The organism is Rugosimonospora africana (genome assembly GCF_016862975.1).
GTDB lineage: Bacteria > Actinomycetota > Actinomycetes > Mycobacteriales > Micromonosporaceae > Rugosimonospora > Rugosimonospora africana.
Genome location: NZ_BONZ01000075.1, coordinates 123,337 through 133,678 on the forward strand (window position 1 = coordinate 123,337; position 10,342 = coordinate 133,678).

At 68.6% G+C, this 10,342-nt stretch carries 12 protein-coding genes; 3 read left to right on the forward strand and 9 right to left on the reverse strand.

All coding sequences use genetic code 11. The features are described from left to right. Positions 1-22: 22 nt before the first annotated feature. The 3 genes from Raf01_RS35605 to Raf01_RS35615 are packed head-to-tail and all read right to left on the reverse strand — an operon-like array spanning position 23 to position 2,322. Entirely contained in the window at positions 23-478 is a 456-nt protein-coding gene (locus Raf01_RS35605; RefSeq protein WP_203922494.1) for a hypothetical protein, read from the reverse strand. 3 nt (positions 479-481) lie between these two features. Further along, a complete protein-coding gene (locus tag Raf01_RS35610) occupies positions 482-1,363 on the reverse strand; it encodes a DUF2705 family protein (RefSeq protein WP_203922495.1) in 882 nt (293 codons plus the stop codon). Then, positions 1,360-2,322: an ABC transporter ATP-binding protein gene (locus Raf01_RS35615; protein ID WP_203922496.1), complete on the reverse strand. Its 963-nt coding sequence runs from the start codon at positions 2,320-2,322 to the stop codon at positions 1,360-1,362. Before Raf01_RS35615 ends, Raf01_RS35610 begins: the two co-directional genes overlap by 4 nt. A 422-nt stretch (positions 2,323-2,744) precedes the next feature. Between Raf01_RS35615 and Raf01_RS35620 the strand changes: the two genes are divergently transcribed. Beyond that, entirely contained in the window at positions 2,745-3,422 is a 678-nt protein-coding gene (locus tag Raf01_RS35620) for a response regulator transcription factor (protein ID WP_203922497.1), read from the forward strand. A 1-nt stretch (position 3,423) separates the two neighbouring features. Then, complete coding sequence (locus Raf01_RS35625; RefSeq protein WP_203922498.1) at positions 3,424-4,911, forward strand: sensor histidine kinase; 1,488 nt, start codon at positions 3,424-3,426, stop codon at positions 4,909-4,911. A 312-nt stretch (positions 4,912-5,223) separates the two neighbouring features. On the opposite strand, the gene Raf01_RS35630 is transcribed toward Raf01_RS35625, so the two are convergent. From Raf01_RS35630 to Raf01_RS35655, 6 genes are read right to left on the reverse strand one after another with little or no spacing between them, the layout of a single operon-like run. Further along, positions 5,224-6,426 (reverse strand): cytochrome P450, encoded by a 1,203-nt coding sequence (locus Raf01_RS35630; protein ID WP_203922513.1) that lies wholly within the window; start codon positions 6,424-6,426, stop codon positions 5,224-5,226. A 60-nt stretch (positions 6,427-6,486) separates the two neighbouring features. Further along, positions 6,487-6,813, reverse strand: coding sequence for a DUF2218 domain-containing protein (locus tag Raf01_RS35635; protein ID WP_203922499.1), 327 nt, complete (start codon positions 6,811-6,813; stop codon positions 6,487-6,489). A gap of 12 nt (positions 6,814-6,825) precedes the next feature. Beyond that, on the reverse strand, positions 6,826-7,395 hold the full coding sequence (locus Raf01_RS35640; protein ID WP_203922500.1) for a class I SAM-dependent methyltransferase: 570 nt from the start codon (positions 7,393-7,395) through the stop codon (positions 6,826-6,828). 20 nt (positions 7,396-7,415) lie between these two features. Beyond that, the gene (locus tag Raf01_RS35645; RefSeq protein ID WP_203922501.1) at positions 7,416-8,237 is read right to left on the reverse strand and encodes an ABC transporter permease subunit; all 822 of its coding nucleotides are present in this window, start codon (positions 8,235-8,237) and stop codon (positions 7,416-7,418) included. A gap of 11 nt (positions 8,238-8,248) precedes the next feature. Next, complete coding sequence (locus Raf01_RS35650) at positions 8,249-9,178, reverse strand: ABC transporter ATP-binding protein (protein ID WP_203922502.1); 930 nt, start codon at positions 9,176-9,178, stop codon at positions 8,249-8,251. Continuing rightward, positions 9,178-9,345, reverse strand: a complete 168-nt coding sequence (locus Raf01_RS35655; RefSeq protein ID WP_203922503.1) for a hypothetical protein — start codon at positions 9,343-9,345, stop codon at positions 9,178-9,180. The genes Raf01_RS35650 and Raf01_RS35655 overlap by 1 nt, the downstream gene beginning before the upstream one ends. 127 nt (positions 9,346-9,472) lie before the next feature. On the opposite strand from Raf01_RS35655, the gene Raf01_RS35660 reads away from it, so the two are divergent. Next, the gene (locus Raf01_RS35660) at positions 9,473-10,054 is read left to right on the forward strand and encodes a TetR/AcrR family transcriptional regulator (protein ID WP_203922504.1); all 582 of its coding nucleotides are present in this window, start codon (positions 9,473-9,475) and stop codon (positions 10,052-10,054) included. Positions 10,055-10,342 lie beyond the last annotated feature (288 nt).

A 10,342-nucleotide genomic window follows, 5' to 3' on the forward strand; every position in this document is an offset into this window, starting at 1 on the left:
GGTCGCCGAGGTAGCTGTTGTTTCAGCTGTTCGGGTCGTATGCGCCGTCGAATTCGAAGACCGGGTTGGGTACCGTCCTGCCGGCTTTGTCGGTGAGGGTGGCCTGTCCGACGAGTTTGGATGGTCCGCCGGCCACGTAGGTGGCGTCGGCTTTGGCTTGGACTTCGAACTTGCCGTTCTGGGTTTGGCCGTGGTCGTCGTGGAAGGTGATCTGGCAGATCCAGTCGGGTCCGGGGCCGACGTCACGTACGGTGGGGCCGCCGCGGTCGCAGCTGGCGGAGGCGGCGATGGTGGTGACGGTGATGCCGGGTTCGCCGAGGATGGTCGCCCGTTGGACGTAGAGGTTGGCGAAGGTCGGGGCGATGGCGTGTTCGAGTCGGGCCTTGGTGACGTCGGAGCCTCCGCGACCGATCAGTGCTGCGAAGGCGACGGCGAGAACTGCGGGTACGACGAGGGGGAGCAAGCGGGCGCGGTTCATGGGTCAGCCTCCGGTGATGTCGCGGCGACGCAGGGAGAAGTAGGCGGCGGCCAGGCACAGCGCAGCCCAGCCGGCGCTGACCGCGATGCTGGTGATCAGGGGACCGTAGAAGCGGTGCTGGGTGAACAGGCCGTGCCAGGCTTCGAACCCTGTGGTGAGTAGCACGCGGCGGGCGAGGTTCAGTCCGCCGATGCTGGACAGCAGCTGCATGACGAAGCCCAGGACGACGGGGGCCGCGACACCCACGGTGGGGTTTCGGGTGGTGACCGACAGCAGGATGGCCAGGGCGGTGAAGCCGAGGATCGGCGGCAGGGCGGTGGCCCAACTGGCCGCGACGAGCTTCAGTGCGGCGCCCGAGGCGATGAGCTGGCCACTGAGCCCGGGAAGCGGTTGGGTGCCAACGATCAGCAGGCTCGCGGTGATAGTACTGGCGGCCAGCACGATGAATACGGCGATGTTGAACACGATCGCGGTCAGGGTCTTGGCCCAGAAAATCTGGGCGCGGCTGACGGACCGGGTGAGGATCGTTTTCCAGGTGCCGTGCTGGTCTTCGTTGGCGAAGATGTCGCCGGCGACGAGCGCGGCGAGTAGTGGGAGAACCCATTGGGCGGCGAAAGCCAGGATGAGCAGGGGTACGGCGTAGCCGCTGTCGTGGATGTGTCGGCCATAGATGGTGTCTTTCGGTGGTTGCTGGCCTTTGAAGATGACCACGATGATCGGGGGTGCGATCAGGCAGGCCAGTAGGAGGAACCGGCTGCGAGCCTGGGCGGCGAGTTTGGCCACCTCCCAGCGCAGCACGATCGCGGTGCCAGACCGGCGACCGGCACCGGTCCAGGCCCCGCTGCGGATGGGCAACGTACCGTTACCTGTGGGGTAGGCGCTCATCGGTGCGCTCCGCTGGTGGCAGGGATGTTCAGGTCGGCGGTCGGGGCGCCTGGCGCGGATTCGGTCAGCATGAAGAACAGGGCCTCCAACGGCGTTTCGGACAGGCTCAGGCCACGCAGGGCGATACTGGCGCCGATGATGTCGGCGATCAGCGCGTCGACGTCGCGCTGCGGGCCGCGCACGGCCAGGCCGTCCTCGGTGTGGGAGACCTGAAGGCCGCGGGCCCGGGCGAGTGTCTCGGTGCGGTGGTCGTCGGTGGTGCTGATTCGGTGCGCCTGAGCGGGGGCTTGCTCCCGCAGCGCTGCGATGGAGCCGTGGTAGACGACCGACCCGGTGCGCATGATGGTCACGTCGTCGCAGATCTGCTCGACCTCACCCATGTCGTGGCTGCTGAGCAGCACGGTGAGGCCGCTTTCGGCGAGGCGTTTGACCAGGGCGCGCATGTCGCGGATACCGGCCGGGTCGAGGCCGTTGGCCGGTTCGTCGAGCACGAGCAGCCGCGGGTCACGCAGCAACGATGCGGCGACGCCGAGTCGTTGGCGCATGCCGAAGGAGTAGCCGCGGACCTTGTCGCGGTACCGGTCGGCGAGGTCGACGACCTCCAGCACCTCGTCGATGCGTCGTCCGGCGGTGCCGCCGTCAAGGCCGGCGAGCAGTTGCAGGTTTCGGCGGCCGGTGAGGCCGGGGTAGAACTTGGGGCTCTCGATGAACCCGGCGACGCCGTCCAGCGCGCTGACGCCGTTCTTCGGCCACGACCGGCCGAAGACTTCCAAGGTGCCGCTGTCTGGGCGGATAAGGCCGAACAGCATCCGCAGGAAGGTCGTCTTGCCGGCACCGTTGGGGCCCAGGATGCCGTAGACCTCGCCCTGGCCGATCTGGACGGTGATGTTGTCGACCGCGGTCAACGGCCCGTAGGTCTTGGTGAGGTTGACGGCGTTGACCGCCAGCACATCGCTCATCGGGCCGACGCTAGAGATCGAACATGAAGCCAAGATGAAACGGTGCAGGGGCGATCGGCGGTCGGCGGCAAGATCAGGTGCAACAGGCTGGTTGCCGTACCACTGCCGTGGTGCGTAGGGGCGCGGGCCCGTGATGTGATCAACGGCAGGACGGTGGCCCGGCGCAGCCTGACCAGGGACCGGTCGGTTATCTCACTGTCCTCAGACCGTCGCGGTCACCCGGGTTCCGGGCGTTAGGCAGGCGCCCACCGTCCATCGCCCCCGCGAGCGTGTGCCCTGAGCCCCGGGCGGCAGATGCCCGATGAGAAAGCGCGATGGAGGGAGCCGCTTGAACATGAAAGGCAGATGAAGGCCGACGTGGGTCGTGATGAACTGGCAGCCGGACGGCCACGACGGTTGCCCGGTGGCGAACAGGAGGCAGGGTGCGAGTACTGGTGGTGGAGGACGAGCGGCGCCTGGCCGACCTGCTCGCCCGCGGCCTACGGGAAGCCGGACACACCGTCGACGTGCGCCACACCGGCTCCGACGGGCTCCTCGCCGCCGCTGGAGGCACATACGACAGTGTGGTGCTCGACCTGATGCTGCCCGGCCTGGACGGCATCGCTGTCTGCCAGAGGCTACGCCAGCACGGCAACAAAGTCCCGGTACTGATGCTGACCGCCCGGGGCGCGGTCGCCGACCGGGTTGCCGGCCTCGACGCCGGCGCGGACGACTACCTGCCCAAACCATTCTCCTTCGATGAACTCCTCGCCCGGCTGCGCGCGCTGCACCGCCGCACCACCGACACGGAGAACGGTGAGGTGCGGGCCGGTGACCTGGTTCTCGACCCGGCCCGCCGCACCGTTTTCCGCGGCGCAGACCGGATCGACCTGTCGGCGCGGGAGTTCGACATCCTGGCGCTGCTGGCGAGCAGGGCCGGGGAGTGCGTGACCCGCTACCAGATCCTCGGCGAGGTTTGGGACGGCGAGACCGATATACGCTCCAATGTCATCGATGTCTACATCGCGAACCTCCGAGGCAAGGTGGATAAGCCGTTCGGCCGGTACGCCATCGAGACGTTGCGCGGTGCGGGGTATCGCCTGCGGCCCGACGGCGGCTGACGTGCCCCGGTTACGCGCCCGCCGCCACGACAGCCCGACCGGTCCGCCGCGGGACCGCAGGGTCGTTGGCGCCCTGCGCCGGGTGCCGCTGCGGGTACGCCTCGTGGCCGGGTTCGCCGCGGCGATGCTGCTCGTGCTCGCCGGTGCCGGCATATTCGTCTACTTCCGGGTCCAGTACGCCCTCGATCTTCGCCTTGACGAAGACCTCCAGGCCCAGTCCGCGCAATTAACCGACCTCGTCCACGCCGGCACGCTGCCCCAGGCAGCCGGACGCGAGGCCGTGTCGGCGGTGGGTTCGTTCCAGGTCCTCGACGCCGGGAACCATGTGATTGCCGGTAGCCGCGACCTGCCTGCTGCATCGCTGCTGACTCCGGGCGAGCTGCGCGCGGCTCTGGACCGCCCGGTGCGCACCGACCGGGGCCGGTTGCTGCCGATCAGCGCCCGCCCGTTGCGCCTGTACGCGGTACCGCTGCATGCCGGCGGGCCGCCGCCACCCGGGCAGCCGGCCGCCGCGCTCGTCGCCGTGCGCCGCAATCAACGCGATGAGGCGCTGCGTGAACTCATCGCCCAGCTCACCCTGGCCAACCTCGCCGCCCTGGCTATCGCCTCACTCGTCGGCTACCTGCTCGCCCGGGCGGCGCTGCAACCCGTCGAGCGGTACCGCACCGAAGCCGCCCTCATCGCCGCCGGCGCCACCGGCGTGCGCCTCGCCGTGTCCGACACCGCCCACGACGAGGTCGCCCGCCTCGGCCACACCCTCAATGACATGCTCGCCGCCCTGGAAACCGCCCTGGAACGGGAGCGGCGGTTCATCAACGACGCCAGCCACGAACTCCGCACCCCACTGACTCTGTTGTCCACCGAGCTGGAACTCGCGCTGCGCCGACCCCGTACCGCCGAGGAGCTCGAACACACCGTGCGTAGCGCCGCTGCCGACACGGCCAATCTGATCGCCCTCGCGGACACTCTGCTCAGCATCGGGGTGCGACCCATCGACACCGACACCGTACCCATCATCGACTTCGGAGCACTCGTCACCGGCGTCGTCAACCGCTACCACCACACCACCGGGGCCACGCTGCACACCACCATCACCGCCGACCTCGCCGTGCGCGGCGACGCCACCCGGCTGCAACAGGTCATCACCAACCTGCTCGACAACGCCCTGCGACACGGCGGGGAACCCGTTACCGTCACCGCGGCCCGCACCACCAACCTGATCATTCTGACCGTGCACGACGAAGGCCCCGGCATGGACCCGCAGTTCCTGCCCCACGCCACCGAACGGTTCAGCCGCGCCGACAACGCCCGCACCTCCCCCGGCACCGGCCTCGGCCTGTCCCTCGTCGAAGCCATCATCCGCGCCCACCACGGCGAACTGCGCATCTGCTCGGCCGGAGCACATCACCTCACCGACACCCGCTCCGAGACCCCCTGCGACCACCCGCCGACCGGCACCACGGTCACCGTGCTCATCCCGGCCGCGTAACCACCGCCACCGCCACCGGCGCCCGCTGGCCTGACGCATCGATCCTGACAGCCGCTTGAACCCCTGTACCGATCGATCAAACTCATTCACATCGGTCAGCCAGCAGATCACGAGTGATTTCTGGGCATTGCCCGAAGCAGGGACAGAGTTAGCAAGGCGACGACAGCCAGAGGTAGCAGCCACCAGGCCGGCAAGCGGCAGTGGGCCAGGGCAGCCGCGGCCAGAGCAACGGTCCTCCGCGCCAGCCCGACACCCTGGCGGGTTCGCGGACATGTGTCGTCTCACCCGATCTCACTACGCCCGTCTCCGTGATCAATCGCTCCGCGGCCGCCGTTGATTAGCGGCGATCAGCCGGGGGGTGATCTGGACGGGCAGGGTCTGGTATCCGCGAAGGACGAGCCGGTCGCGGCGTATTGGAATTCGGTCGGACGCGGCTGACAGGTCCGGGAATCGGCTCAGCAGTTTCGGGAAGGCCACTGCTGCCTCGAGCCGGGCCAGGTTGTTGCCGACGCAGATGTGCGCGCCGGCGCCGAAGCTCAGTGGCCGAATGTCGGTGCGGGTGGGATCGAAGCGGTTGGGGTCGTTGTAGCGGGCGGGATCGCGGTTGGCCGCGCCGATCAGCTGGATCAGGTCGCTGCCTTCAGGGATGGAAACGCCTGCGACGGTCAGCCCATCGCGGTGGGCCCGCCGGTTGACGGCCTGGACCGGCGAGTCGTAACGAAGGACCTCCTCAATGAAGCCAGCGATCGGGATGTGTCCGGCGCGTGGCGCGGCGGTCAACTCGGGTCGGTTGAGCAGTATCGCCAGGCCGTTGCCGAGCAGGTTGGTGGTGGTTTCGAAGCCGGCAACGAGCAGCAGGATCAGGTTGGCCAGCAACTCCTCGTCCGACAGCCGACCATCACCCGCGTCTCTGGCCAGGGCGCTGACCAGGTCATCGCCGGGGGCCGCCCGGCGTTCGCCGATCAGGGGCGCGAAGTATCCGGCTAGCTCGCGCGCCGCCGCGTCGGCGGACGTTGACGTGTCGCCGGATAGTTCCAGTGCGTCGGTCAGGTCGGCGGCCAGCGGCCGGAAGCGCCGGCGGTCACCAGGCGGGACGCCGAGTAGCTCGCCGATCACGGTGACAGGGAGCGGGAAGGCGACCCGGTCCATGAAGTCGGTCGTCCCACCGGTCGCGGCGTCGGAAAGCTGGCGGAGGAGGTCGTCGACCGCGGCTTCGCTCGCCGGTTGCAGGTCGGCGACCCGGCGTGGGGTGAACACCTTCGAGATGAGCGAGCGCATACGGCCGTGGTCGGGTGGGTTGGCGCGCAGGATGGACCGGTTCATCAGACGCAGTGCACCGGTTCCGGAGTCGGGCGGCGTGGTGGTGGCCAGTCCGAATCCCGGTTCTCGCAGAACCTGGTTCACTGCCGCGTAACCGCAGACGACGAACGAGTCGTCGGCCAGGACTGACACCGGTCCCAGCTCGTGCGCGGCCGCGTACAAGGGGAAGGGATCGGTGCGCCCGGCCGGTGTCATCAACTGTTCGACGATCGCTCCGATGCGTCGAGGTTGGCCCGGGGCGGTCGAAGGTGGCTCTCAGGTGAGGCTCAGCTGGTCGCGACGGCCGATCCCCCGCAGGCGTGCGGTGATGGCGTCCTGCATCAGCCGCAGGTGCTGCTCGTCGTCGGCTTCGGCCAGCAGCACGAGTTCCTCGCCGTTAGCACGCAGGATGCAGTGTCCGCGGTCGAATTCGATGACTCCATCGGTGTCGGAGTACTCGACGCGGCGTGGGATCGCCATCGCGTTGCCCTCGCCGTGTCGGTGGTCATGGGGCAGGTCGCTGATCCGGGCGGTGTGGTCGCACAACTGGGTGAGGTAGCGGCTGGCCCGATCGGTAGGGATCCGCGCTTCGGTAGATGGCATGACGGGTCCTTCCTAGAGCGTTGTGCAGGCGGCCAGCCAGGCGGCGACGCCGCCGGTGTGGACGGTCGACGCGCTGGTCGTGGCCTGGATGGAATCCACCCTCCATCCGCTGGTAAAGCAGGATTCGAGGTCACCGCGGGACATCCGGTGGGGTGGGGTCGGTTCGGCGGTGTGCCAGTCGCTGTAGCAGAGCACGAACAGTCGGCCGCCCGATCGCAGGACCGCTCGCAGACCATCGAGGTACCGGGACCGGTCCGCGGGGGTCATCGCATGCAGGAGGAGGCAGTCCAGCGCCGTGTCGAACACCTCCCCCAGCTCTGTTACCCGCAGCGCGTTGTGTCGGATGAAGCGTGCGGTCAGGCCCCGCTCGCGAGCCTTGCGTCCGGCGATCGCCAGGGCGTCGGCGTCGCGGTCTATCCCCGTGGCGTCCAGGCCGGCCGCGGCGGCCATCAGGGTGTGCTCTCCGGTGCCGCAGCCGACGTCCAGCACCCGGCCACGGAGTGCTCCGGTCGCGGCGAGCTCGCGCAGCGGCGGCTGCGGTGCTCCGATCTCCCAGGGCCGACGCCCACGCAGCGGGTCCATGGCTCGGTGAACCCGGTCGGTCACGCGTCGCGCCGGTTGATGACAGCGAACCCGACCAGCAGCGCCACGGCGGCGTACAGGCAGAACACACCGAAGCCTGTCCACGGGGCGAGGCTTACCGCCTCGCGGCGGGCGGCGACGAAGATCTGGGTACCCGCCTGCATCGGAATGTAGGGCCCCACGGTGGTCTTCCAGTATCCGGGAAGCAGATCGAGCAGTAGCGGGGGGACGAACAGCACGCCGAGCAGGGTGGCGATGGCGCCGGCCGAGGATCGCAGCAGGGTGCCCAGCCCGAACCCGAGCAGCCCGTACACGGTCAGATAGAGGCCCCCGCCGAGCACGGCCCTCGTGACGCCGGGCGCGGTCAGTGCGGTACCGGTCAGGGTGTGCGCGGGCAGCGCCGCCAGGAAGGCCAGGTAGGCGGCGATCGTCGAGGCGGTGGCGGTGACCAGTGCGGTAACGGCGAAGACCAGAGCCTTGGCGGCCAGCACGGTGTAACGGCGCGGCACCGCGGCGAAGGTCGTACGGATCATTCCGCTGCCGTATTCACCGGTGATGATCAGAGCACCCAGTACCCCGAAGGCGACCTGCGATAGATGTAGCCCGGCCAGCGCAAGCTGGACGACGTCCACGTGGGTCAGGTCATCGGGTTTCAACCGTGGAGCCAGGAGGGCGGCGGCGAGCACGGCGAAGCCGATGTTGGCGGCAAAGGCGACCAGCAGTCCCCAGTACGTGGACCGGATAGTCGCCAGCTTGACCAGCTCCGCCCGTACCACGTTGGTGAAGTCGCCGCGGCGACGCCCGGTCGACAGCGCGGCCGCAGATGCTGCGATGGCAGTCATGATGAAACCCTTCAGTTTGTGGCCGAGGCTGGCGTCGGATCAGCGGCGTGGTATTCGGTGCTGTCGCGGGTCAGTTCCATGTAGCGCTGCTCCAGCGACATCTGCTGCGGCGACAGCTCCAGCAGGCCCAGCCCTCGAACCCGTGCTGCCTCGCCGATCTCGTCGGCGGTCGCACCGATGACCCGCAGGGCACCCTCCGCCTCGCGGTCGACGGCCGCACCCCGCTCGGCGAGGAGAACGGCCAGGGTATCTGCATCGGCGGAGCGCACGCGGATGTAGTTGTCGGCTCCGGCGGCGAGGAAGTCGGCGACACTCTTTTCGGCGATCAGCCGACCGCGTCCGATGATGACCAGCCGATCGGCGGTCAGCGCCATCTCGCTCATCAGATGGCTGGACAGGAACACCGTCCGCCCCTGCGCGGCCAGCGACTTGAGCATGCTGCGGATCCATGCCACGCCTTCGGGGTCAAGCCCATTGACCGGCTCGTCGAACATCAACACCGGCGGGTCACCGAGCAGCGCCGCGGCGATGCCCAGCCGTTGAGCCATGCCGAGAGAGAATCCGCCCACTTGTTTGCGGGCGGCGGAGGTCAGCCCGACCTGGCGCAGCACGTCCTCGACCCGCGCGCGGGGGATGCCGTTGCTGAGTGCCAGCCATCGCAGATGCTGGTAGGCCGAGCGCCCCGGGGCCACCGCTTTGGCGTCCAGCAGCGCCCCGATCTCACGCAGTGGCCGCCGGTATCGCGCGTACGGGCGGCCGTTCACCGTGACAGAGCCGGCGTCCGGCGCGTCCAGCCCCAGGATCATCCGCATCGTCGTCGACTTCCCTGACCCATTCGGTCCGACGAACCCGGTCACCGACCCGGCCGGAACGGTGAACGTCAGCCCATCCACGGCGGCCACGTTTCCGTAGCGCTTGACCAGCCCAACCGCCTCGATCATCAGTGGCTCTCCCCGCCGATCACACCGGTCAGATGCAGCACCGCGACCAGCACCACCAACGCGACCACGACCACGGCGACCAGCACTTTGCGGCGCCGAGACACGCCGGCGATCGGGGTCTGAGACACCCCGGAACCGGTGTCCTGATGGGACGGCAGATCGGGCATGGCGATAACTCCTTCGGTCAGTTCGGCGCCTCACCCCCAGGCGGGTGGAAGCAGCGCCAGTTTTTCAATACAGATTGTCGCTGTCAAGTCATCTGTTTAAACGGAGTCACCGAGTACGATGGGCGACATGCCGAGGATCTGGAACGAGACGATCGAGGCGCACCGCGATGCGGTCCGGGAGGCCACCATCAACGCCACCGCCGCCCTGGTCGCCAAGCACGGTCTGACCGGCGTGACCATGTCGCAGATCGCGAAGGACACCGGCATCGGACGGGCGACGCTGTACAAGTACTTCCCCGACGTCGAATCGATACTCCACGCCTGGCACGAGCGCCAGATCGATCAACACCTGCGGGGACTAGTCGAGGTACGCGACCAGACCGCTCAAGGGTTCCCACGCCTGGAAGCCGTCCTGACCGCCTACGCGCAAGCGGTCGCCCACCGGGGCGAACACGACAACAACCTCGGCGACATGCTCCATCGCAGCGAGCACGTTGCCGCCGCCCACCAACACCTACGGGAATTCATCCAGGAGGTGATCACCGGCGCCGCCGCGACCGGAGCCATCCGGCAGGACATCCCCGCCGACGAACTCACCGCCTACTGCCTGCACGCCCTGGCAGCCGCGGCCACCCTGCACGACCCGGCAGCGGTCCATCGACTCGTCCAGACCACCCTCGCCGGATTCCGCACGAGCGACCGCGAGTAACGCGAAACCATGCCGCGCATCGCCTGTGCGCCGCACCAGTGCAATCGGCGACAAGGTGCTCGGTGACGCCCATGACGGTGAGGCGCCGCTAGAAGCGCCATGGTGAGGGGCAGCAGTCCGAGTAGAAGAGCGCCGGCGCGCGCACTGCGCAGTGTTCGGCGGGCACTCGCCCGGGCTGCACTCATCGTGGCGTACCCTTCTCGCCACCGCGACCTGACCAACCCGGCGAACCTGCGCGATCAGAGCACTAGCGGTCCGGGGGCGTCCTCGGCCGGCGTCAGTGTCGCG

Bases quoted from the DNA above. Each gene is read 5' to 3' on its own strand.
- Raf01_RS35635 (WP_203922499.1), bottom strand. From the start codon at position 6,813: ATGCCATCTACCGAAGCGCGGATCCCTACCGATCGGGCCAGCCGCTAC.
- Raf01_RS35655 (WP_203922503.1), bottom strand. From the start codon at position 9,345: ATGCCCGATCTGCCGTCCCATCAGGACACCGGTTCCGGGGTGTCTCAG.
- Raf01_RS35630 (WP_203922513.1), bottom strand. From the start codon at position 6,426: ATGACACCGGCCGGGCGCACCGATCCCTTCCCCTTGTACGCGGCCGCG.
- Raf01_RS35650 (WP_203922502.1), bottom strand. From the start codon at position 9,178: ATGATCGAGGCGGTTGGGCTGGTCAAGCGCTACGGAAACGTGGCCGCC.
- Raf01_RS35615 (WP_203922496.1), bottom strand. From the start codon at position 2,322: ATGAGCGATGTGCTGGCGGTCAACGCCGTCAACCTCACCAAGACCTAC.
- Raf01_RS35605 (WP_203922494.1), bottom strand. From the start codon at position 478: ATGAACCGCGCCCGCTTGCTCCCCCTCGTCGTACCCGCAGTTCTCGCC.
- Raf01_RS35645 (WP_203922501.1), bottom strand. From the start codon at position 8,237: ATGACTGCCATCGCAGCATCTGCGGCCGCGCTGTCGACCGGGCGTCGC.
- Raf01_RS35610 (WP_203922495.1), bottom strand. From the start codon at position 1,363: ATGAGCGCCTACCCCACAGGTAACGGTACGTTGCCCATCCGCAGCGGG.
- Raf01_RS35640 (WP_203922500.1), bottom strand. From the start codon at position 7,395: ATGGACCCGCTGCGTGGGCGTCGGCCCTGGGAGATCGGAGCACCGCAG.
- Raf01_RS35660 (WP_203922504.1), top strand. From the start codon at position 9,473: ATGCCGAGGATCTGGAACGAGACGATCGAGGCGCACCGCGATGCGGTC.